The 23909-nt window shown below is 60.5% G+C and carries 13 protein-coding genes and 1 pseudogene; 12 read left to right on the top strand and 2 right to left on the bottom strand.

Annotated elements, in window-relative coordinates; all coding sequences use genetic code 11:
* Positions 1-50: 50 nt before the first annotated feature.
* Together fabG and AB4Z52_RS00365 are read right to left on the bottom strand one after the other, a co-directional pair.
* Positions 51-824: a 3-oxoacyl-ACP reductase FabG gene (gene fabG / locus AB4Z52_RS00370; protein ID WP_442215797.1), complete on the bottom strand. Its 774-nt coding sequence runs from the start codon at positions 822-824 to the stop codon at positions 51-53.
* Positions 821-1816 (bottom strand): annotated as a pseudogene (locus AB4Z52_RS00365) (thiamine pyrophosphate-dependent enzyme); the annotation flags it as partial. The pseudogene AB4Z52_RS00365 and the gene fabG, both read right to left, overlap by 4 nt.
* 78 nt (positions 1817-1894) lie before the next feature.
* Here AB4Z52_RS00365 and AB4Z52_RS00360 point away from each other — a divergent pair.
* The 12 genes from AB4Z52_RS00360 (at position 1895) to glgX (ending at position 23881) form a co-directional block, all read left to right on the top strand.
* Positions 1895-2128 (top strand): hypothetical protein, encoded by a 234-nt coding sequence (locus AB4Z52_RS00360; protein ID WP_442215795.1) that lies wholly within the window; start codon positions 1895-1897, stop codon positions 2126-2128.
* 538 nt (positions 2129-2666) lie between these two features.
* Positions 2667-3758: a DUF475 domain-containing protein gene (locus AB4Z52_RS00355; protein WP_442215793.1), complete on the top strand. Its 1092-nt coding sequence runs from the start codon at positions 2667-2669 to the stop codon at positions 3756-3758.
* A 139-nt stretch (positions 3759-3897) separates the two neighbouring features.
* Positions 3898-5325: a mannose-1-phosphate guanylyltransferase/mannose-6-phosphate isomerase gene (locus tag AB4Z52_RS00350; protein WP_442215791.1), complete on the top strand. Its 1428-nt coding sequence runs from the start codon at positions 3898-3900 to the stop codon at positions 5323-5325.
* A 179-nt stretch (positions 5326-5504) separates the two neighbouring features.
* Positions 5505-8825 carry a transglutaminase family protein gene (locus AB4Z52_RS00345; protein ID WP_442215789.1) on the top strand — a complete coding sequence of 1107 codons (3321 nt, stop codon included), beginning with the start codon at positions 5505-5507 and terminating at the stop codon, positions 8823-8825.
* Between the two features lie 14 nt (positions 8826-8839).
* Positions 8840-11257, top strand: coding sequence for a circularly permuted type 2 ATP-grasp protein (locus AB4Z52_RS00340; RefSeq protein ID WP_442215787.1), 2418 nt, complete (start codon positions 8840-8842; stop codon positions 11255-11257).
* Positions 11258-11260: 3 nt separating this feature from the next.
* Positions 11261-12139, top strand: a complete 879-nt coding sequence (locus AB4Z52_RS00335) for a transglutaminase family protein (protein ID WP_442215785.1) — start codon at positions 11261-11263, stop codon at positions 12137-12139.
* A gap of 733 nt (positions 12140-12872) precedes the next feature.
* Positions 12873-15332: a glycogen/starch/alpha-glucan phosphorylase gene (locus tag AB4Z52_RS00330; RefSeq protein ID WP_442215783.1), complete on the top strand. Its 2460-nt coding sequence runs from the start codon at positions 12873-12875 to the stop codon at positions 15330-15332.
* Positions 15332-17539, top strand: coding sequence for a 1,4-alpha-glucan branching protein GlgB (glgB, locus tag AB4Z52_RS00325; RefSeq protein ID WP_442215781.1), 2208 nt, complete (start codon positions 15332-15334; stop codon positions 17537-17539). The genes AB4Z52_RS00330 and glgB overlap by 1 nt, the downstream gene beginning before the upstream one ends.
* Before the next feature lie 19 nt (positions 17540-17558).
* The gene (gene glgC, locus AB4Z52_RS00320) at positions 17559-18821 is read left to right on the top strand and encodes a glucose-1-phosphate adenylyltransferase (RefSeq protein WP_442215780.1); all 1263 of its coding nucleotides are present in this window, start codon (positions 17559-17561) and stop codon (positions 18819-18821) included.
* A gap of 3 nt (positions 18822-18824) precedes the next feature.
* Complete coding sequence (gene glgA, locus AB4Z52_RS00315; RefSeq protein ID WP_442215778.1) at positions 18825-20264, top strand: glycogen synthase GlgA; 1440 nt, start codon at positions 18825-18827, stop codon at positions 20262-20264.
* Between the two features lie 4 nt (positions 20265-20268).
* Positions 20269-21897 carry an alpha-D-glucose phosphate-specific phosphoglucomutase gene (locus AB4Z52_RS00310; protein ID WP_442215776.1) on the top strand — a complete coding sequence of 543 codons (1629 nt, stop codon included), beginning with the start codon at positions 20269-20271 and terminating at the stop codon, positions 21895-21897.
* 10 nt (positions 21898-21907) lie between these two features.
* On the top strand, positions 21908-23881 hold the full coding sequence (glgX, locus tag AB4Z52_RS00305; RefSeq protein ID WP_442215774.1) for a glycogen debranching protein GlgX: 1974 nt from the start codon (positions 21908-21910) through the stop codon (positions 23879-23881).
* The last annotated feature ends 28 nt before the right edge of the window (positions 23882-23909 follow it).

Genomic DNA, 23909 nt, shown 5'->3' with positions numbered 1-23909 from the left:
ATCCTTGCCAATGCCTTGCAGCCCACCGCATGCCGGGCGGACCAGCTTTCCTAGGCTGGCGCATATTCACCGCCATTGACATCGATGATCGCCCCGTTGACGAAGCCGGCGTCCGACGATGCCAAGAACGCGACAACGGCGGCGACATCGTCGGATGTTCCAAGCCGGGCTGCGGGGATGCGTCCGACCGCCTCTCTGTTGATCGGCGCATCCGGATCCCCAGTCATGGGTGTTGCAATTCTGCCCGGCGCGACGAGATTGACAGTTATGCCGAAAGGACCGAACGGACCCACCAATGCGCGCATCAGACCGGACAATGCCGCTTTTCCGGTCGTGTATGACGGTCCGGCCACGCGCGGTCGCGCCCGCCCAGCAAGTGATCCGACGAGAACAATGCGTCCGAAGCCAGCCTGCCGCATAGCGCCAACCACCGCCTGACAGCACAGCATTGTGCCGGTCAGATTCACCGCCAGCACCTCGCTCCACTCATCCAACCGCATGTCCTCGAACCGTCGAGGACCGTCTGGACCCTTGGGCGATATTCCGGCGCTGCATATGAGAATATCTGCGGTCCCCCAGATGGTCGGAAGGTCATTGAAGAAGCGACCAATGGCCGCAGGATCCGCCAGATCGACGACGCTTGCTAGAACCCGCGCGGCGCCAAATTCGGCAGAAAGGGAAGTCCTTGCTGCCGCGACGGCACCAGCGCTATGACTGAAGACGGCGACGCGATGCCCCGCCATCAGCAGCCGTCGCGCCGTTGCTAGTCCAATGCCGCTTGTTCCTCCCGTCACGACCGCGATATGAGACGCCTCTGGCATCATGCGGCCTCATCCATGCCTGCAAACAAGGACAATGGAGGGTGAGCGTTCGGATCCGTCATGACCTCAATGAACAGTGGGCCCCGCCCCGCCAATCCTCGCTGCAAATGGGCTCTGAGCTCGGCTGGATCCTCGACGCGAACTGCCGGACATCCACAGGCCTCAGCGATTTGCGCATGGTCGACGGGCGAGAAATGGCAAGCTGATGTGAACCGTCCGAACTTGACGGTTTCCGCATCCCGCTGGAAGCCGAGGATGCCGTTGTTGAGAAGGATGATCGTGACAGGAAGATCGCACCGGACCATTGTTTCAATTTCTGCCCAGCTATGGGCGAAACCGCCATCGCCGACCAAGGTGACGACCGCATGGTTGGGTCGGGCAGCTTTTGCTCCCAAAGCGAGAGGCAACCCCCATCCTAGGCCGGCAAGACCGCGCGGTGTGAGAAACCGCATTCCGGGAGCGAGCGATCGCAATTGCCCGGCGACCCACATCGACGAATAGCTTGCATCGGCGACAACGGTGGTTTGCGGCGTCAGCAACGCCTGCAGTTCGGCCATGACGCGCTCCGGGCGGATCGGCGTCGTGGCGGCGTGAACAAACGGATACCGATCCTGGTCGAATTGGCGCCAGCATTCGCTAATGCGGTCGACCGCCGCCGCCCGCTGACTCCGGCGCCGAGACAGGTCACGCTCGTTCAATAGACCAAAGAGCTCTCTGAGCGTTTCGCCGGCGTCACCAACCAAACGCAGCGCCTGATAGTTGCGGCCGATTTCCTGAGGGTCGACGTCGATGTGGATCACCTTTGCGCCAGGTGGAATTTGTCGCCAGCTATCCGTGCCGTTCTGGTTGGTGCGCGTTCCAATCAGGATCACAAGGTCGGCGTCCCTGACCAAGGCTGCGGTGTGGTGCCCGAGCGATCGCGGGCCGACGAGTGATCCCAATACTCCGGCCGATAGGGGATGATGTTCGTCAACGGCACCCTTGCTCCTTTCGGTTGCTCGGGACCATTCCCGATGGCGCCAAAGAAGAGGGCCGTCGGCCGCGGTCACCGAGCCCAAGCGAGGAGAACCCCCTTGCGGGGTTGGCCGCATAGGCGGGCGGTCATCTACAAAGGCGGCATGAAGAACGGGAATGGCTTCGAAGCGGCCGAGGCGGCAAGACACCGACAAGCCGGTTTGCATCCTGAGGAAAGTAAGCAGTGGCTCGGGACGCCGCGCTTCATCCGGATCGATAGTCACGCCGGCCAGCCGAACGGACAAGCGATAGCCCGCCTCTCTCATCGGCGCGAGAATTCGGTTCGCAGCTGAGGCCGGCCCCACCAGCTTACCACGAGATCACATGCTCCATTTGCCTCTGCTGGAGGAATAGCAGATGTTGGCACCGACAAAATCATGCCGATCGTCTTCGCGTGGTTGAGTGACACCCCCGCCTCGACCGGGTCACCTCCTGAATATGACGATCGCCGATCTGGCTTACGACTGGCGCTGACGGCGACCCGGTATGATCGGCGCACGTCTCGACGTCACTTGGAGACGCTTACAGTCATGCGGGAGGAACCGGCGATGGGCGACCATCCAACAAGCCTTGACGCACGCCCGAAGATCGCTAACTAATAGGAGATATTCCAGTGCCCGTCTGACATCGGCTCGGGAATGAACTTGGTGCCGGGCCCCTCTGGCGAGAGTTTTTACGGCGCTCTCGTGATGTCGGTACCGCCTGCAGATGAGCCGGCGGATTTCTTTCGATGATAAACCTGACCATGCCTTGCCCGCATGCCGTCTTCGGCATGCGACGCTGCCCTGCCTACCGATTTTTTGACATTCAACTTTTGAAAGCGGTGCTGAGATGACGCAGCACACTTCCCGCAGAGCCATGCTCGGCTATTTCACATGGGCGTTCATCGTAACCATCGCAGGCCTTCTGCTTGGCGGCCTGATCGGCTGGAACATGACCGGCACGATCGCCGGCATGGCAACCGCCTTCTTCATTTGCGCGGTCCTTGCCGTTCTTGAGATTTCGCTCTCCTTCGACAACGCCATTGTCAATGCCAATAAGCTCAAGGCGATGACGCCGATCTGGCAGAACCGGTTCCTCACCTGGGGCATCGTCATTGCCGTGTTCGGCATGCGCATCGTCTTTCCGCTTGCGATTGTCGCCATCGCAGGCCACATCGGCCCCTTAGAGGCGCTGCACATGGCGGCAACCCAGCCGGAGGATTACGCGCGTATCATGCAAGGCGCCCATCTTCCGATCGCGGCCTTCGGCGGCACCTTCCTGATGATGGTCGGCCTCACCTATTTCTTCGATCACAAGAAGGACGTTCACTGGATCGCGTTCCTCGAAAAGGCGATGTCGCATTTCGCCACTATCAAGGGCGTCGAAATCTCGATCGTCCTGATCCTCGTGCTTGTGTTCTCGTCACTGCTGGGCGACGAAGAAGCGACGATTTTCGTCTATTCGGCGGTCTACGGACTTTTGACCTTCCTGCTGGTCGAGGTCGTGGGCGGCCTTCTCGACGCTTCGCAAAAGGCGCTGAGCGAGGCCGCAAAGGGCGGGCTTGGCGCATTCATCTACCTCGAAGTGCTTGATGCCAGCTTCTCGTTCGATGGCGTCATCGGTGCCTTCGCCCTGACGCAGAACCTGTTCGTCATAGCAATCGGCCTTGGCATCGGCGCCATGTACGTGCGATCGATGACGATCATGCTGGTGGACAAGGGAACGCTTGCGCACTACCGCTATCTTGAGCACGGAGCCTTCTACGCAATCCTGATCCTCGCGGTGATCATGTATGTGCAAACCCTCATGCACATACCCGAAGTCGTAACCGGCCTTGGCGGAGCAGTGTTGATCGGCATCTCGCTGTGGTCCTCAATCAGGTATAATAAGCGCAGTCGCGAACCGGTCCCTGATAAGAGAGCCAAGATCGGCATGCCCTGAAAAAGGCTGCCTTTACCATGACAATTTCCGACTTCTTCAATTTCATGGTCTATTAGTCCTAGGCATGCATAAGGAAACGTTGCCGGATCCATCCGGCAACGCGACCAGTGTTCGTTGAGCTTGAAAGAGGATCGGAGCAATGACAGCAAAAATCGTCCCCGTCATTATGGCGGGCGGCAAGGGAACGCGGTTGTGGCCGCTGTCGCGGGCGACCGCGCCGAAGCAATTCATCCAGTTCATCGGCGACAAGACACTGTTCCAGAACACGCTGTCGCGCGTTTCCGATCCGGAGCTTTATGAAGCGCCGATCGTCCTGACCAACGAGGAATTCCGTTTCCTGGTCGCCGAGCAGGCGCGCGAACTCGGGATCACGCTGGCCGCTGTCATGCTGGAACCGGTCGCCCGCAACACGGCAGCAGCTGTTGCCGCCGCCGGGACGCTCGCCGGTACTCTGTTCGGCAAGAGCGCCATCATGCATGTGCTCGGCTCTGACTACGAGATCAACGCCGACAAGAGCTACTATGATTGTGTTCGCATCGCCCGGGAGACGGCGGCTGAAGGCAAGCTTGTGACATTTGGCATCACACCGACCGAGCCGGCGACGGGATATGGCTATATCGAGCTGGGCAAGGCACTTCCAACAGGCGCACACGAGGTCAAGCGCTTCGTTGAAAAGCCGGTTCTCGAAGACGCAAAGGCGATGGTCGACGCCGGAGATTTCTACTGGAACTCCGGAATGTTCATGTTCGGCGTCGCCCCGCTACTGGCGGAGATGAACGAGTACGCTCCCGACGTCGCCAAGGCCGCCGGCGAGGCTGTTGCCAAGGCTTCTCGCGATCTCGATTTCATCCGACTGGATGCAGAGGCCTTCGCAAAGAGCCCCAATATCTCGATCGACTACGCGATCATGGAAAAGACCGCGAATGCCGCTGTCGTCCCCTCGCCCTTCACCTGGTCTGACCTTGGGAGCTGGGATTCGGTCTGGAAGGTCGGCACGCCAGATCAAAACGGCAATGTCGCAGCCGGCAGCACGACGCTGGTCAATACCCGCAACTCCCTGGTCATGACGCATGGTGTACACCTTGCGGTGCAGGGCCTCGAAGATATCGCGGTGATCGCCAGCGAGGACGCGGTTTACGTCGGGCATCTGAAAGACAGCCAGGAAGTTGGCCAGCTGGTAAAGCTGCTCGCCGGGCAGAAATCAACGGCGAAGCTCACAGAAACGCACCCGACCTCCTATCGTCCATGGGGTGGCTATACGTCGATCTTCAACGGCGACCGTTTCCAAGTGAAGCGCATCTTCGTGACGCCTGGCAAGAAATTGTCGCTGCAAAAGCACCACCACCGCTCCGAACACTGGGTCGTCGTTCGCGGCACGGCCGAGGTGACGATCGGCGAGCATGTTCAGATGCTGCGTGAAAACGAATCGGTCTACATTCCGCTCGGCGAGGTGCATCGCCTGTCCAATCCCGGCAAGATCATGCTGGAACTGATCGAGGTCCAGACCGGCTCTTATCTCGGCGAAGACGATATCATTCGCCTTGTCGACGAGTTTGGCCGAAGCTGAAACCCAAACTGACAGACTGACGAGACGGCGGGCCATGGCTCGCCGTTTTTATTTTGTCCATCAACGGGATGCACGCTCCATCGGTCAAAGCGCCTTGCTTTCTCTCGTTGCATTGCACACAATCGCGCTGGGAACAGCAACAGCCGCACGTCGATGCGAGCCGGGCATAAGAAAACACAATGTCGATCAAAGCAAGCATCTACCACCTGACGCATTATAAGTACGACAAGCCGGTCCGTCTGGGTCCGCAGATCATAAGGCTGAAGCCGGCCCCGCATTCGAAAACGCGGGTGATCAGTCATTCGCTGAAGATAACGCCGGCAAACCACTTCGTGAACCTTCAGCAGGACCCGTACGGCAATTATCTGGCGCGCTACGTCTTCCCGGACCCGGTCACGGAATTCAAGATCGAAGTCGATCTCGTGGCTGACATGACGGTCTATAATCCGTTCGACTTCTTCATCGAGGAAGCCTCCGAGAACTGGCCGTTCGACTATCCGGAAGAGCTTCGTGACGATCTGAAGATCTATATGAAGCCTGAACCGATGGACGAGGCGCTTGCCAAATTCATGGCGACCATCGACCGAACGCCCCAGCGCACCATCGATTTCGTCGTGGGCCTCAATGCCCGCGTCCAGCAAGAGGTCAACTACGTCATCCGCATGGAGCCCGGGGTGCAGACGCCGGAGGAGACGCTGACGCGCGCGCTCGGCTCCTGTCGCGACAGCAGCTGGCTGCTTGTCGAGATCCTCCGCAATCTGGGCCTCGCCGCCCGCTTCGTCTCCGGCTATCTGATCCAGCTTGCGCCCGATCTGAAAGCGCTCGACGGCCCCTCCGGCACCGAGGTTGATTTTACCGATCTGCACGCATGGTGCGAAGTCTATCTGCCGGGTGCCGGTTGGATCGGTCTCGACCCGACATCGGGACTTCTGACGGGCGAAAGCCATATTCCGCTCGCCGCGACACCGCATTACCGCAACGCCGCGCCAATCTCCGGCGCAATTTTCGGCGAGGCCACCACCGAATTCGACTTTGCGATGACGGTCACACGCGTCGCCGAACATCCGCGGATCACCAAGCCCTTTTCCGACGAATCATGGGATGCGCTCAACGCACTCGGAAAGAAAGTCGACAAGGTTCTGGCCAGCGAGGATGTGCGGCTGACCATGGGCGGAGAGCCGACCTTCGTGTCGATCGACGACTTCCAGTCGGAAGAATGGAATACTGCCGCCGTCGGCCCGACCAAACGCGACAAGGCCGACCAGTTGATCCGCAAACTGCGCGAACGCTTTGCCCCTGGCGGTTTCCTGCACTACGGCCAGGGCAAATGGTATCCGGGAGAATCCCTGCCGCGCTGGACCTTCTCGCTCTATTGGCGAAAGGACGGCAAGCCGATCTGGCAGAATCCCGACCTGATCGCGGCCGAGGGCAACGAGACCGGCGCGACGCCGGAAGATGCCGGAAAGCTCCTGGTCGGTATCGCCAAGGAGCTGGCGATCGAACCCGACATGGTCCTTCCGGCCTATGAGGACCCCGCCGAATGGATTATCAAGGAAGGCAGCCTGCCTGAAAATGTCGATCCGTCCAATTCCAAGCTGAAGGACCCGGAGGAGCGCAGCCGCATCGCCCGTGTCTTCGAGCGCGGCCTGACGGTTGCAACCGGCTACATCCTGCCCGTCCAGGCCTGGAACGCGCAGGCGAGCGGCCATCGCTGGATCAGCGAAAAATGGCGGACGCGCCGCGGCAAGATATTCCTGGTGCCGGGCGATTCGCCCGTCGGCTACCGCCTGCCGCTCGGCACCCTGCCCTATGTGCCGCCGTCGAGCTTCCCCTATATCCACACAGCCGATCCTTCGATCCCGCGCAAGCCGCTGCCCGATATCGTCGTGCCCGCAGGCCGAGCCATGCCGGAAGCCTCCTTCCAGACCGACGAAAGCGGACAGACCCGCGTCGAACAGACGATCGGCGAAATCGGCGGTGCGGTCCGAACCGCCATTTCGGTCGAGCCGCGCCACGGCCGCCTGTGCGTGTTCATGCCACCGGTCGAGCGGATCGAAGACTATCTGGAACTCGTCGCTGCGGCCGAAAATGCCGCAGCGGAGATGAAGCTGCCGATCCACATCGAAGGCTACCCGCCGCCGCAGGACGAGCGCATAAACGTCATCCGTGTCGCGCCCGATCCCGGTGTCATCGAGGTCAACGTTCATCCCGCATCGAGCTGGAACGAATGCGTCGACATCACCTCGGCGGTTTACGAGGAGGCGCGCCAGACTCGCCTTGGGACTGACAAGTTCCTGATCGACGGCCGCCACACCGGCACCGGCGGCGGCAACCATGTCGTCGTTGGCGGCGTCAATCCGGCCAACAGCCCATTCCTGCGTCGCCCGGATCTGTTGAAGAGCCTCGTGCTCCACTGGCAGCGCCACCCGTCGTTGTCCTACCTCTTTTCGGGGCTCTTCATCGGCCCGACCAGCCAGGCGCCGCGTTTCGACGAGGCCCGCCACGACAGCCTCTACGAGCTCGAAATCGCGCTGGCACAGGTCCCCGCCCCCGGCGATGGCGTCCCGCCCCTGCCCTGGCTTGTGGACCGGCTTTTCCGCAATGTATTGATTGACGTCACCGGCAACACTCACCGCTCAGAAATCTGCATCGACAAGCTGTTTTCCCCGGACGGTCCGACCGGACGGCTCGGCCTCGTCGAATTCCGCGGCTTCGAGATGCCGCCGAATGCCCGCATGAGCCTTGCTCAGCAGCTCTTGGTCCGAGCACTGATCGCCCGTTTCTGGAAGAACCCGATCGGTGGCAGGCTTGTGCGCTGGGGCACATCTCTGCATGACCGCTTTATGCTGCCGCACTACGTCTGGCAGGACTTTCTCGACGTACTGGCGGACCTTGAGGAAAACGGCTTCGAGCTGCGCCCCGAATGGTTCAAGGCGCAGCTTGAATTCCGCTTCCCCTTCAGCGGCGAGGTCGAATACGAAGGCAACAAGCTCGAACTGCGTCAAGCCCTCGAACCCTGGCATGTCATGGGCGAAGAAGGTGCGATCGGCGGAACGGTGCGCTTCGTCGACTCCTCGGTCGAGCGGCTGCAGGTTCGGCTCGAAAGCAGCAATCCGTCGCGCTATGCCGTCGCCTGCAACGGCCGCGCAGTGCCGCTGACGCCGACGGGAGTATCTGGCGTTTCGGTCGCTGGCGTCCGCTTCAAGGCGTGGCATCCAGCCTCCGGTCTCCACCCCGTCCTGCCTGTGAACACGCCGCTGACCTTCGACATTTATGATACATGGTCCAACCGTTCGATCGGGGGCTGCATCTATCATGTTGCCCATCCGGGCGGCCGGAACTATGAGACATTTCCGGTCAACGGCAATGAAGCCGAGGCCCGTCGTCTTGCTCGGTTCGAGCCTTGGGGACATACCGCCGGTCGCTATTCGCTGCAACCGGAGTTGGTTTCACAGGAATTCCCGCTGACACTCGATTTGCGGCGGCCGCCGGGAGTTTGAACCAGAGTAACCGCATGGCCAAGAAACCGGCAGCTGAGCGAAAAGAACAGGTAAAGGCTGGCATCGGCACCGATCCGGCCTTTGCCTATTCGGCCCTGGCCGGCGTTGCCGACGAAATGGTCGACAACACCGGCGCCGTTCGCCCCGTCTGGCAGAACCTGCTCGGCGCAATCAGCCGAATGAGCGAAAAGGAACTCCACGAACGCTTCGCCCGCGCCGACCGCTACCTGCGCGACGCCGGCGTTTTCTACCGGGCCTATGGCGCAAAGGGTGTCAGCGAGCGCAACTGGCCGATATCCCACATTCCCGTGCTGATCGACGAACGCGAATGGCAAACGCTGTCGGAAGGGCTGGTCCAGCGGGCAGAGCTGCTCGAGCAGATCATGGGCGATATCCATGGCGAAAACCGGCTTGTGAACGAAGGCTTCATCCCGCCAGCGTTGCTTGCCTCAAACCCAGAATTCCTGCGGCCGCTGGTCGGCGTAAAACCGGCAAGCGGCCACTATCTCCATTTCCTCGCCTTCGAGATCGGCCGTGGGCCCGACGGCAACTGGTGGGTGCTGGCCGATCGGACGCAGGCTCCTTCGGGCGCAGGCTTTGCGCTTGAAACCCGTGTTGCGACGACGCGCGCATTTTCCGATATCTATGCCGAAACCCCCGTCCACCGGCTCGCCTCGTTCTTCGGCGCATTTCGCAACGCTCTGCAAGGCATGAAACAGAGCCCCGACGGCCGCATCGCCGTCCTGACGCCGGGGCCGGCGAACGAAACCTATTACGAGCACGCCTACATCGCCCGCTACCTCGGCCTGATGCTGCTCGAGGGCGAGGATCTTGCTGTCGTCAACGACAAGGTCATGGTGCGCACCGTCGCCGGGCTTAAGCCGATCAGCGTGCTATGGCGTCGTCTCGATAGCGGTTACGCCGATCCGCTGGAGCTGAACCAGCACTCCCATATCGGCACGCCCGGCATGGTCCAGGCGCTGCGCGCGCAATCGCTCACGATCGTCAACGCGCTCGGCTCTGGGGTCCTCGAGACGCGGGCGCTGCTTGCCTTCATGCCGACCATTTCGCGCCAATTGCTTGGTGAGGACCTGAAGCTGCCGTCGATCGCCACCTGGTGGTGCGGCCAGAAGGCCGAGCGCGAGCAGGTGGCAAAGAACATCTCCAAGATGGTGATCGGCCCGGCCTATTCGCGAATGCCGTTCTTCGACGACAACGGCCAGTCGGTGCTCGGCTCGACCCTGCGCTCGACCGCCAAGGAATCGATCGCCGACTGGCTGACGACAGACGGGCGCAAGCTGGTCGGCCAGGAGGTCGTGACCCTGTCGACGACGCCCGCCTGGGTCAATGGCAAGCTTCTGCCGCGACCGATGAGCTTGCGCGTCTTTGCGGCCCGCACCGAAAACGGATGGCAAATCATGCCGGGCGGCTTTGCCCGCATCGGCAGCGGCGACGACGTCGCGGCGATCGCTATGCAATCGGGCGGTTCTGCAGCCGACGTCTGGATCGTCAGCGACAAGCCTGTCGAGCGCCATACCCTGTTGCCGGCCGAAGAGACTTTCATGCGCAACATGCCCGGCAGCCTGCCGAGCCGCGCGGCCGATAATCTCTTCTGGCTCGGGCGCTATATCGAACGGGCCGAAGGCGCGCTGCGTATCCTGCGCGCCTGGCATGGCCGCTTTGCCGAATCCGCCGATCCGACGCAGCCGCTCCTGGCCGATGTCAGCGAATATCTCGGCGTCATCGATATCGATACGCTTGAGGCGGTACCCGAAAGCCTGCTGCGCAATATCGACAGCGCAGTTTATTCGGCAAGCAATATCCGCGACCGATTTTCCCCGGATGGATGGCTGGCGCTCAACGATCTGGCAAAGACCGCCCGCCGCTTCCACGAGACGGTCAGCCCCGGCGACGATGCCAGCCACGCGATGACCATCCTCCTGCGCAAGCTTGCCGGTTTTGCCGGTCTTGTCCACGAGAACATGTATCGGTTTACCGGCTGGCGCTTCCTGTCGCTGGGGCGCTACATCGAGCGCGGCCTGCACATGACCCGGCTGCTCGGCCATATGTCTGGCCCGGAGGCGCCCGACGGCGCGCTCGACATGCTGCTGGAGATCGGCGATAGCGTCATGACGCACCGCCGGCGCTACAACGTCAACACTGCGCGGCTGACGGTCACCGATCTTCTGGCGCTTGATCCGCTCAACCCGCGCTCGATCCTCTTCCAGATAAACGAGATCCACCACGAGGTGGAGCAATTGCCCAACGCCTTCGTCAACGGCCAGATGTCGCCCTTCTATCGCGAAGCCATGCGGCTCCACTCCGGACTTGCAGTCATGACCCCGGAGACGATGAGCGACGAGGTCTATCACCGCCTGGAACAGGAACTCGAGCGCCTCTCGGATCTGCTGGCGCAGACCTATCTCGGATAGACCATGCTTTACGATCTCTCGCTGCACATGGGTTATATCTACGACACGCCGGCTTCCGGCGCACGTCACGTCGTCCGCGTCCTGCCCCTGTCGCTCCCGAACCGCCAACGGCTCATCGCAGGATCGCTGAAGGTTTCGCCGAAACCCGACGACCAGTCGGCTTTCATCGACTTTTTCCAACATCCGGCAACTGCCCTTCTCGTCAGAGCCCATCACGAAAGGCTCGACATTCGCATGCAGGCTCGCGTGCAGGTCGAGAGCCTGCCGGTCGGAGCTGATTTCTCGCCCCTGCTTGCCATGCTTCCCGACGAGATCGCCGGCCTCTGGTCGATCGATCCGCTTTCACCGCACCATTTCACCGGCACTAGCCCGCGCCTTCCCGAAACGCCCGAGATCAGCAACTATGCGAAAGAGTGGGCCACGACAAAGCTGACGGTCATGCAGATCGCCCATGCCGTCTGCAGCCGAATCCACAAGGATTTCGACTATGACCCCGAGGCAACGACGGTCGACACCACCCCGCTGGAAGCCTTTCGGCTGAAGCGCGGCGTCTGCCAGGATTTCGTGCATGTGATGATCATAGCACTGCGCAGCCTCGGCATTCCGGCGGGCTATGTCAGCGGCTTCCTGCGCACGATCCCGCCGCCCGGCAAGGAACGGCTCGAAGGCGCCGATGCCATGCACGCCTGGGTCCGCATCTGGTGCGGCGAAACGGTCGGCTGGATCGAGCTCGACCCGACGAACGACATCCCGGCCGGAACCGACCACATCGTCGTCGCCTACGGCCGCGACTACTCCGACGTCGCCCCCGTCATCGGCGTCCTTAAGAGCTACGGCAGCCAGAAGACCGTACAGGCGGTTGACGTTATCCCGCTGAAATAACCGTGTCCCGAAATCAACCCGCAAGCGTTGACGAAGCTTGATGGCGCAGAGAAACCGTCGCATCACTCAATATACAATCTAAAAGCGCATTACGGGCGGCACGCTTTCAGACTGCAAATTGCATGCGCACGCGCTGCAGCACAAGGAGAAGAACAATCGACCGCCTGACCGACACATTCTGCTGATGACCGATGGCTCGATGGACGTCACATCCACCAAAAACGCCGACGAGACTGTCCGGGCGAGCTGCGACGAAGTGAAGGCTGATGGTATGAAGATTTTCAATGTTGGGTTCATGGCACCGGATATAGGTGCAAAGCTGCTAAAATACTGCGCATCGACAGCTGAAAATGACGACGAAACAAGGACAATGAGTAGTCTAGTGGAAGCCTTCTCCCAGATCGCAAAATCGACCACTCAATCGATAACGGCACTAACCAAGTAACTATTTGCCCGGTGCGTTGGGCCTATTGCGCCTAAAATGGCTGCTCAGGAACAATCCCGTGCAGCCTTCCGTTATATGTCGGTATTCAAATAAGCCCGCGAGAAGTGACTGAAATCAAGCCTTTTTCTACGATGGCAGACCTGGATGGCCTATTTTTTCATTTGCCCCATTCCCTTGTTGCAACTGCGATACAACGGTGCATAAACTGGACGGTGAGACGTGAATGGAAAAACGATTTTGTCAGAGATAACGCTCTGTAAATAAATCACAATTGGCGAGACCCCCATTATGAATACTCTTTCGAAGGCGGCTCTTCCCACTCCCGCCCCCCGCAGTTCCCGCCCTGAAATCCTTGCGGAAGAAATCATCGAGCGCTTGACCTACCGCATCGGCAAGGATGCCAAGGTCGCCAAACCGCATGACTGGCTGACCGCAACCATCCTCGTCATCCGCGACCGCATCATCGACAAATGGATGGAATCGACACGCAAGACCTACGCGTCGGGCGGCAAGCGCGTTTACTACCTGTCGCTCGAATTCCTGATCGGCCGGCTGATGCGCGATGCCATCTCCAATCTCGGATTGATGCAACAAATTACCAGTGCGCTTTCCTCGCTCGGCGTCGACATCAATGTCATTGCCGGGCTCGAGCCGGACGCAGCGCTCGGCAATGGCGGTCTTGGCCGTCTTGCCGCCTGTTTCATGGAATCGATGGCGACCGTCGATGTGCCGGCCTATGGCTACGGCATTCGCTATGTCCACGGCCTTTTCCGTCAGCAGATGGCCGACGGCTGGCAGGTCGAACTTCCCGAGACCTGGCTTGCCCACGGCAACCCGTGGGAATTTGAGCGCCGCGAGAGCGCCTATGAAATCGGCTTCGGCGGCTCGGTCGAGTTCGTCGCTGGAGAGGACGATGCGTCCCGTTATGTTTGGAAGCCAGCAGAGCGTGTCATTGCCGCCGCCTTCGACTTTCCTGTCGTCGGCTGGCGCGGCAAGCGCGTCAATACGCTGCGGCTCTGGTCAGCCCAGCCGATCGATCCAATCCTGCTCGATGCCTTCAACGCCGGCGACCACATCGGCGCGCTACGCGAGAGCAACAAGGCCGAGAGCCTGACCCGGGTGCTTTACCCCGCTGACGCCACGCCAGCCGGCCAGGAGTTGCGCCTGCGCCAGGAATTCTTCTTCTCCTCGGCCTCGCTGCAGGACATCATCCGCCGCCACCTGCAACAATATGACGATCTGACTTCGCTGCCGGAAAAGGTGGCGATCCAACTCAACGACACGCACCCCGCCGTTTCCGTGGCAGAGCTGATGCGGCTGCTCTGCGATGTCCACGGCTTCGAATTCGACGCTGCCTGGGAGATCACCCGCAAGACCTTCTCCTACACCAACCACACGCTTCTGCCCGAGGCGCTTGAAAGCTGGCCAGTTCCGTTGTTCGAGCGCCTGCTGCCGCGCCACATGCAGATTGTCTATGCGATCAACACCAAGGTGCTGATGGAAGCGCGCAAGGAGCGCAACTTCAGCGACACGGAAATCCGCAGCATCTCGATGATCGACGAAACCGGCGACCGGCGTCTGCGGATGGGGAACCTTGCCTTCATCGGCTCGCACAGCATCAACGGCGTCTCGGCTCTCCACACCGACCTGATGAAGGTCACCGTCTTTGCCGACCTTCACAAGCTTTATCCCGAGCGCATCAACAACAAGACCAACGGCATCACCCCACGTCGCTGGCTGATGCAATGTAACCCGGGATTGACGTCACTCATCCGCGAAGCGATCGGCGACGATTTCATGGATGACGCCGAAAAGCTGAAGCCGCTCGAGGCCTTCGCGACCGACAGCGCCTTCCAGCAGAAATTTGCAGCGATAAAGCGGACCAACAAGATCGCGCTTTCCAACCTCGTGGCGCAGCGCATGGGTATCAAGCTTGATCCCAATGCCATGTTCGACATCCAGATCAAGCGCATCCACGAATACAAGCGCCAGCTGCTCAACATCATCGAGACTGTGGCCCTCTATGACCAGATCCGCTCGCATCCCGAGCTGGACTGGCAGCCGCGCGTAAAACTCTTCGCCGGCAAGGCCGCCCCGAGCTACCACAACGCCAAGCTCATCATCAAACTCATCAACGACGTGGCGCGCGTAATCAACAACGACCCCTCGGTGCGCGGCCTGCTGAAGGTCGTCTTCGTGCCGAACTACAATGTTTCGCTCGCAGAAGTCATGGTTCCCGCCGCCGACCTTTCGGAACAGATTTCAACTGCCGGCATGGAAGCATCCGGCACCGGCAACATGAAATTCGGCCTCAACGGCGCGCTGACCATCGGCACCCTTGATGGCGCGAACGTCGAAATGCTCGAAAACGTCGGAGCCGACAATATCTTCATCTTCGGACTGACCGCCGAGGAAGTCGCCGACAAGCGGACCGAAGGCCACAACCCTCGGGCAGTCATCGAAGGCTCGCGCGAGCTGGCGCAGGCCCTTGCGGCAATCTCTTCCGGCGTTTTCTCACCGGACGATCGCGCCCGCTACACGACGCTGATGGAAGGCATCTACACCCATGACTGGTTCATGGTCGCGGCAGATTTCGACGCCTATGCCGACGAACAACGCATCGTCGACAAGGTATGGGCCACACCATCGCAGTGGCAGGAAAAAACCATCTACAACACTGCACGCATGGGATGGTTCTCGTCCGACCGGACGATCCGCCAATATGCCAAGGAAATTTGGAGAGCTTGATGAAGAAGCCGAAGCCCGCGACCGAAGGCGCAGCCTCAAGGGAAATTTCGGCAGATGAGATTGCTGCGATCCTCAAGGGGACGCATTCCGATCCGTTCTCCATCCTTGGCCTTCATCCGGCGGATGATGGCTATGTCGCGCGATGCTTCATCCCCGGAGCCGAGGCCGTCAGCGCAATGGCGCTTGACGGCACGGCGCTTGGCGAGCTCGAATGCGTTGATCCCGCGGGTTTCTTTGCGGGAAAGGTTTCCTTGTCCAGGCTCCAGCCGGTTCGCTACCGCGCCCGACGCGGCGACGCGGAATGGGCGGTGACCGACCCCTACAGCTTCGGTCCGGTTCTCGGGCCGATGGACGACTACTATGCCCGCGAAGGGTCCGATCTGCGCCTGTTCGACAAGATGGGCGCCCATCCCCTGAAGCATGAGGGCGTGCAGGGTTTCCATTTCGCCGTCTGGGCGCCGAACGCTCAGCGCGTCTCGGTGGTCGGCGATTTCAACAACTGGGACGGTCGTCGCCATGTCATGCGCATGCGCGCCGACTCTGGCATATGGGAAATCTTCGCCCCTGACGTCTCGGCCGGCGTCATCTACAAATTCGAGATCATCGGCAAGGATGGCATCGTTCTGCCGCTGAAGGCCGATCCTTTTGCAAGGCGCAGCGAACTGCGACCGAAAAATGCCTCGGTTACTGCCCTGGAACTCGTGCAGGAATGGGAAGATGCGGCCCACCGCAAGCACTGGTCGGAGGTCGATCAGCGACGTCAGCCGATCTCGATCTACGAAGTGCATGCCGGCTCTTGGCAGCGCCGGGACGACGGGACCATGCTGTCCTGGGACGAACTTGCCTCGCGCCTGATCCCCTACTGCATCGACATGGGTTTCACCCACATCGAGTTCCTGCCGATCACCGAACATCCCTACGACCCATCCTGGGGCTACCAGACGACGGGCCTCTACGCGCCAACCGCACGCTTCGGCGAGCCTGAGGGGTTTGCTCGCTTCGTCAATGGCTGCCACAAGGTCGGCGTCAGCGTCATTCTCGACTGGGTGCCGGCCCATTTCCCGACCGATGCCCACGGCCTGCGCTGGTTCGACGGCACCTCGCTTTACGAGCATGCGGACCCGCGACAGGGCTTTCACCCCGACTGGAATACGGCGATCTACAATTTCGGCCGCACGGAAGTGGTGTCCTACCTGCTCAACAACGCCGTCTACTGGGCCGAGAAATTTCATCTCGACGGCCTGCGCGTCGATGCCGTCGCCTCGATGCTCTACCTCGATTATTCGCGCAAGCACGGCGAGTGGGTGCCGAACGAATATGGCGGCAACGAAAACCTCGAAGCCGTCCGCTTCCTGCAGGAAATGAACAAGCGGCTCTACGGCAGCCATCCCGGCGTCATGTCGATCGCCGAGGAATCCACCTCCTGGCCGAAAGTTTCGGCCCCCGTTCACGAAGGCGGCCTCGGCTTCGGGTTCAAGTGGAACATGGGCTTCATGCATGACACGCTGAGCTATGTCATGCGCGACCCGGTCCACCGCCGCCATCACCATAGCGAGCTTACCTTCGGGCTGGTCTACGCCTTCTCGGAAAATTTTGTGCTGCCGATTTCCCACGATGAAGTGGTGCACGGCAAAGGCTCGATGATCGCCAAGATGTCGGGCGACGATTGGCAGAAATTCGCCAACCTGCGTGCCTATTACGGCTTCATGTGGGGCTATCCCGGCAAGAAGCTGCTGTTCATGGGGCAGGAATTTGCCCAGTGGAGCGAATGGAGCGAAGAGCGCGCGCTCGACTGGAACCTGTTGCAATACCGGATGCACGAAGGCATGCGACGCCTCGTGCGCGACCTGAATTTCACCTATCGCAGCAAGTCCTCGCTTCACGCCCGTGATTGCGAAGGTGATGGTTTCGAATGGCTTGTCGTGGATGACGACGCCAACTCGGTCTTTGCCTGGCTTCGCAAAGCGCCCGGCGAAAAGCCCATCGCTGTCATCACCAACTTCACCCCGGTCTATCGGGAAAATTATGCCTTGCGCCTGCCGGCCGAAGGTCGATGGCGCGAGATACTGAACACCGATGCCGACATCTACGGCGGCAGCGGCAAAGGCAACGGCGGACGAGTACAAGCCGTCAATGCGGGAGGAACGATAATGGCAAACATTACGTTGCCGCCTCTGGCGACCATCATGCTGGAACCGGAATTCTGATTATAAAGGGGAGGATCAAATGGTAGAGAAACGTGTTCAACCGCTTGCCCGTGATGCCATGGCCTATGTTCTTGCCGGCGGCAGAGGAAGCCGCCTGAAGGAACTGACGGACCGGCGCGCGAAACCTGCGGTCTATTTTGGAGGAAAGGCCCGCATCATCGATTTCGCGCTGTCCAACGCGCTGAATTCGGGTATCCGCCGCATCGGCGTCGCGACGCAATACAAGGCGCATTCGCTGATACGCCACATGCAGCGCGGCTGGAACTTCTTTCGTCCGGAGCGCAACGAGAGCTTCGACATCCTGCCCGCGTCCCAGCGCGTCTCGGAGACGCAGTGGTACGAAGGCACCGCCGACGCGGTCTACCAGAACATCGACATCATCCAGGATTATGGCGTCGAATACATGGTCATCCTGGCAGGCGACCACGTCTACAAGATGGACTACGAATATATGCTGCAACAGCACGTCGACTCGGGTGCCGATGTCACCATCGGCTGCCTCGAGGTGCCGCGCATGGAAGCCGTCGGTTTCGGAGTGGTCCATGTCGACGAAAATGACCGCATCATCGACTTCGTCGAGAAGCCCGCCGATCCGCCCGCCATCCCCGGCAAGCCGGACAGTTCGTTTGCTTCGATGGGCATCTATGTCTTCCACACCAAGTTCCTGATCGAAGAACTGCGTCGCGACGCGGCCGACCCGAACTCCAGCCGCGACTTCGGCAAGGATATCATCCCCTACATCGTCAAGAACGGTAAGGCTGTCGCCCACCGCTTTGCCCAGTCATGCGTGCGATCCGATTTCGAGCGCGAGCCCTATTGGCGCGACGTCGGGACCATCGACGCCTACTGGCAGGCAAACGTCGACCTGACGGCGATCGTCCCGGAACTCGATATCTACGACAAGACCTGGCCGATCTGGACCTATGCGGAAATCAACCCGCCGGCAAAATTCGTCCATGACGACGAGGATCGCCGTGGGTCTGCCGTTTCCTCGCTGGTGGCTGGCGACTGCATCATTTCGGGTGCGACCCTGTCGAACAGCCTGCTTTTCACCGGCGTGCGTGCCAACTCCTATTCGCGACTCGAGGGCGCAGTCGTCCTGCCGAGCGTCAAGATCGGGCGGCGGGCGCAGTTGAAGAATGTTGTGATCGACCACGGCGTCACGATCCCCGAAGGGCTTGTGGTTGGCGAGGATATCGACCTCGATGCCAAACGCTTCCGTCGGACCGAAAGCGGCATTTGCCTGATCACCCAGACGATGATCGACAAGCTGGATATTTGACATATGAAAGTTCTTTCGGTCGCGTCCGAAATCTTCCCGCTGATAAAGACAGGGGGCCTGGCCGATGTGGTCGGCGCCCTGCCCGTCGCCTTAAAACCGCTGGGGATCGATACGAAGACCCTGGTTCCGGGTTACCCCACCGTGATGAAAGCGATAAAGGACCCGGTCGTCCGGCTGCAATTCGACGATTTGCTCGGCGAAGAAGCAACTGTGCTCGAGGTTGACCATGACGGCGTGTCGATCCTGGTGCTCGATGCGCCGGCGTTCTACAATCGCAAGGGCGGACCCTATGTCGACACAGCCGGCAAGGACTATCCCGACAATTGGCGCCGGTTTGCAGCCCTGTCGCTGGCTGGCGCCGAAATTGCCGCCGGCCTGATGCCGGGCTGGCGCCCTGATCTCGTCCATGCCCATGACTGGCAGTCGGCGCTCATCTCCGTCTACATGCGCTATTATCCGACGCCCGAACTGCCAAGCGTGCTGACGATCCACAATATTGCATTTCAGGGTCAATTCGGCGCGGATATCTTCCCCTATCTCCGCCTGCCCACGCACGCATTCAGGGAGGGCCTCGAATATTACGGTGATGTCTGCTTCTTGAAGGGCGGCCTGCAGACGGCCCATGCCATCACCACAGTCAGCCCGTCCTACGCCGAGGAAATCCTCCTGCCGGAGTTCGGTATGGGCCTTGAAGGCCTGATCGCCAGCCGCATCGGCAGCCTGCATGGGATCGTCAACGGTATCGATCCCGACGTCTGGAATCCCGAGACCGATCCGATGATCGCCCGCAATTTCGGGCTGACGACGATGAAGAACCGCAGTGAGAACCGAAAGGCGATCGTCGAACATTTCGGCCTTGATAGTGACGACGGCCCGATATTCTGCGTTGTCAGCCGCCTGACCTGGCAAAAGGGGATGGACCTTCTGGCCGCGACGACCGAAGAAATCGTCGCCATGGGCGCCAAGCTCGTCATCCTCGGCGCCGGCGAAGCAGCGCTCGAAGGCGCACTGCTTTCCGCCGCCGCCAAGCATCACGGCCGGGTCGGCATGGCCGTTGGCTATAACGAACCGATGTCGCACCTGATGCAGGCGGGCTGCGATGCCATCATCATCCCCTCGCGTTTCGAGCCCTGTGGCCTGACGCAACTCTATGGTCTGCGCTACGGCTGCATCCCCGTCGTCGCCCGCACCGGCGGTCTCAACGACACGATCATTGACGCCAACCACGCCGCGGTCGCTGCAAAAGTTGCGACAGGGGTGCAGTTCGCACATGTAACGCCAGAAGGCCTTCTGCATGCGGTCCGGCACACAATGCAGCTTTTCAAGGACCGAAAACTCTGGACGCAGATGCAAAAGCAGGGCATGAAATCCGACGTATCCTGGGGAAAGAGCGCCGAGCGCTACGCCGCCCTTTATTCCAGCCTCGTCTCGAAAGGCATGTAACCCGATGATCAAAACGGTTCCGACAACACCCTTCAAGGATCAGAAACCGGGCACGTCCGGCCTCAGAAAGAAAGTTCCCGTCTTTCAGCAGCCGAACTACGCCGAGAACTTCATCCAGTCGATCTTCGATTCTCTGGAAGGGTTTCAAGGCAAATGCCTCGTCATCGGCGGCGACGGCCGTTATTACAATCGCGATGTCATCCAGAAGGCCATCAAGATGGCCGCTGCGAACGGCTTCGGCAAGGTGATGGTCGGCAAGGGCGGCATCCTGTCGACACCGGCCGCCTCCCATGTCATCCGCAAATACAAGGCCTTTGGCGGCATTGTACTGTCCGCCAGCCACAATCCAGGCGGCCCGACCGAAGACTTCGGCATCAAGTACAACATCGGCAATGGCGGCCCTGCGCCTGAAAAGATCACCGACGCGATCTACGCCCGCACCACCGTCATCGACAGCTACAAGATCGCTGATTTCCCCGACGTCAATCTCGACCGCATCGGCCGCGACGATGTCGGCGGCATGATCGTTTCCGTCATCGATCCGGTCGAAGACTATGCAGCCCTGATGGAAGAGCTGTTCGATTTCAATGCCATCCGCAACCTGATCAGCCTCGGCTTCCGCCTCTGCTTCGATGCGATGAGCGCCGTCACCGGCCCCTACGCCAAGGAAATTCTCGAAAACCGTCTCGGCGCACCGGGCGGCTCGGTCCGGAACTTCATGCCGCTTCCAGATTTCGGCGGCCATCATCCCGACCCGAACCTCGTCAATTGCCATGAACTCTACGAGGAGATGATGAGCGACGACGCCCCCGATTTCGGTGCGGCTTCCGACGGCGACGGCGACCGCAATCTCATCATCGGCAAGGGCATCTACGTCACCCCGTCCGACAGCCTGGCCATCCTTGCGGCCAATGCCAATCTGGTGCCAGGCTATTCGCATGGCATTGTCGGTATCGCTCGGTCCATGCCGACGAGTGGTGCTGCCGACCGTGTCGCGGAAAAGCGCGGTATCGGCATCTATGAAACGCCGACCGGCTGGAAATTCTTCGGCAATCTGCTGGACGCCGGCCTTGCGACGATCTGCGGCGAGGAAAGCTCGGGCACCGGGTCGAACCATGTGCGCGAGAAGGATGGCCTCTGGGCAGTTCTCCTCTGGCTGAACATCCTCGCGGTCCGCGGCGAGAGCGTTGCCGATATCGTCGGCCAGCATTGGGCGGCTTACGGTCGCAACTACTATTCCCGCCACGACTACGAGGGCGTCGACACCGATGCGGCCAACGGTCTGATCGAAAATCTGCGCGACAAGCTGCCGACGCTGCCGGGCACGAAGTTCGGCGACCTGACGGTTTCTGCCGCCGACGATTTCTCCTATCACGATCCGGTCGACAAATCGGTCAGCAACAATCAAGGTATCCGCATCCTGTTCGAGGGTGGCTCGCGCGTCGTCTTCCGCCTGTCTGGAACGGGAACGACCGGTGCAACGCTGCGCGTCTATATTGAACGCTACGAGCCAGACTCGACCCGCCACAACATCGAAACCCAGGAAGCGCTTGCCGATCTTATTGTCGCTGCCCAGGACGTCGCCGACATCCGCGGCCGCACCGGGCGCGACGTTCCGACCGTCATTACCTGATTTCGGGTTGATGGAAGCCAAGCCGCAACAGGGTGGAGTCGTCCTCACCCCGCAGGGTGCCGATTTTGCGGTGTGGTCCAGGAGCGCCGAAAAAATCGAGCTCTGCCTGTTCGACGCGTCCGGCGAGAAGGAAACCGCCCGCGTTGCAATGGAGCGCGACGGCGATGTCCATCGCGCATCCGTCGATGGGGTGAGGGTAGGCGGCCGCTACGGCTACCGGGCCTTCGGAACTTACGATCCCGACCGGGGCCTCTGGTTCGACCCATCGAAGTTGCTCGCCGACCCCTATGCCAAGGCGTTCGACCGCCCGTTCCACCACGACCCGCGCCTCGGCCTTTTCGGCGAGGAAACGCAGGACCTGATGCCGAAGGCGGTCATTGTTTACGATATCAAGGCAGAGCGGCGAAAGCCGCTTTTCAAGCCAGGCGGTCTGGTCTATGAAATTGCCGTCAAGCCCTTCACGATCCTTCATCCCGACGTCCCGGCAAGACAGCGCGGGACGGTGGCCGCCCTCGCCCATCCCTCCGTTATCGCCCATCTCAAGCGCATCGGCGTCGATGCCGTCGAGCTGATGCCGATCACGGCGTGGATCGACGAACGGCACCTGCCGCCGCTGGGTTTGAGCAACGGCTGGGGCTACAATCCGGTTGCCTTCATGGCGCTCGATCCGCGGATCGTTCCCGGCGGCATGAACGAACTGCGCGAGACGGTGGCCGCGCTCCATGCAGAGGGTATCGCTGTCATCCTCGATCTTGTCTTCAACCATACGGGCGAAAGCGACCGCTTCGGCACGACGCTCTCGCTGCGCGGTCTCGACAATCGCTCCTTCTATCGCCATGTTCCGGACAGACCGGGCGAACTGGTCAACGATACCGGTACCGGCAATACCGTTGCCTGCGATCATCCCTATATCCGCCGCCTGATTGTCGACAGCCTCCGTCATTTCGTCCTGAACTCCGCGGTCGACGGCTTCCGCTTCGATCTCGCGCCAATCATCGGCCGGACCGCCTCTGGCTTCGATCCAAACAGTCTGACGTTTCGCGAGATGCTGGCCGACGATGTCCTTTCCGACCGCTTCATGATCGCGGAACCCTGGGACATCGGGCAAGGCGGCTATCAGCTCGGCAATTTCCCGGCACCATTTCTCGAATGGAACGACCGCACCCGCGACGACCTTCGCCGATATTGGCGCGGCGACGATAATATGACCGGCGATCTCGCAACTGCGCTGGCCGGCTCCTCGCCGATTTTCGGACGCGACGGCAGGACGCAGACACGCAGTGTCAATTTCCTGGCCGCCCATGATGGCTTCACGCTGATGGATCTGGTCTCCAACGCCAGCAAGCACAACGATGCCAACGGCGAACACAACCGCGATGGCCACAACGAGAACCTGTCGTGGAACAACGGCGTCGAAGGCACGACCGACGATCCGGCAATACTGAAAAGTCGGCGGGACGACGTCATGGCCCTGCTGTCAACTTTGTTTGCAAGCCGGGGAACGATCATGCTCACTGCCGGCGACGAGGGCGGGCGATCGCAACACGGCAACAACAATGCCTATTGCCAGGACAACGAGATCACCTGGCTTAATTGGGCCCAACTCGACGACGCCTTGGTCAGCCACACCGCCTTCGTATCGGCACTTCGCAAACGTTTCTCGGTCTTTTCCGAAATGGCGTTCCTGACCGACCAGGATGTCGAATGGCTGTCACACGAAGGCACGCCGATGACGGTCGGTCAGTGGCAGACACCGAATTTCGCGACGCTGACGATGGTTTTGAAAACGCTCGATAATAGCAATTCCCAGAAGTCACGTATTGCCATTTTGATCAACCGCGCGCACGCTGAGCAGGTGTTCGCCCTGCCCTTGATCGGGGTGGCACGGTGGCAAGTGCTTACAGCCGAAAAAGCCGCCGAAGTCGATGGCAAATTCCTGGTTCCAGGCCGCTCGGTTCGTATGGTCCTGGGGGAATTGGCTTAGCGGCGCGGCCAGTTTTGTGATGAGTGCT

Source organism: Rhizobium sp. 2YAF20 (assembly GCF_052114685.1).
GTDB lineage: Bacteria > Pseudomonadota > Alphaproteobacteria > Rhizobiales > Rhizobiaceae > Rhizobium.
The sequence above is the reverse complement of the archived record's forward strand: the minus strand, read 5'-3'. Positions and strand labels throughout refer to the sequence as shown.

What these genes read in the sequence shown, in the direction of transcription:
- fabG (WP_442215797.1), bottom strand. Translation starts at nt 824, where the DNA reads ATGATGCCAGAGGCGTCTCATATCGCGGTCGTGACGGGAGGAACAAGC.
- AB4Z52_RS00355 (WP_442215793.1), top strand. Translation starts at nt 2,667, where the DNA reads ATGACGCAGCACACTTCCCGCAGAGCCATGCTCGGCTATTTCACATGG.
- AB4Z52_RS00350 (WP_442215791.1), top strand. Translation starts at nt 3,898, where the DNA reads ATGACAGCAAAAATCGTCCCCGTCATTATGGCGGGCGGCAAGGGAACG.
- AB4Z52_RS00345 (WP_442215789.1), top strand. Translation starts at nt 5,505, where the DNA reads ATGTCGATCAAAGCAAGCATCTACCACCTGACGCATTATAAGTACGAC.
- AB4Z52_RS00340 (WP_442215787.1), top strand. Translation starts at nt 8,840, where the DNA reads ATGGCCAAGAAACCGGCAGCTGAGCGAAAAGAACAGGTAAAGGCTGGC.
- AB4Z52_RS00335 (WP_442215785.1), top strand. Translation starts at nt 11,261, where the DNA reads ATGCTTTACGATCTCTCGCTGCACATGGGTTATATCTACGACACGCCG.
- AB4Z52_RS00330 (WP_442215783.1), top strand. Translation starts at nt 12,873, where the DNA reads ATGAATACTCTTTCGAAGGCGGCTCTTCCCACTCCCGCCCCCCGCAGT.
- glgB (WP_442215781.1), top strand. Translation starts at nt 15,332, where the DNA reads ATGAAGAAGCCGAAGCCCGCGACCGAAGGCGCAGCCTCAAGGGAAATT.
- glgC (WP_442215780.1), top strand. Translation starts at nt 17,559, where the DNA reads ATGGTAGAGAAACGTGTTCAACCGCTTGCCCGTGATGCCATGGCCTAT.
- glgA (WP_442215778.1), top strand. Translation starts at nt 18,825, where the DNA reads ATGAAAGTTCTTTCGGTCGCGTCCGAAATCTTCCCGCTGATAAAGACA.
- AB4Z52_RS00310 (WP_442215776.1), top strand. Translation starts at nt 20,269, where the DNA reads ATGATCAAAACGGTTCCGACAACACCCTTCAAGGATCAGAAACCGGGC.
- glgX (WP_442215774.1), top strand. Translation starts at nt 21,908, where the DNA reads ATGGAAGCCAAGCCGCAACAGGGTGGAGTCGTCCTCACCCCGCAGGGT.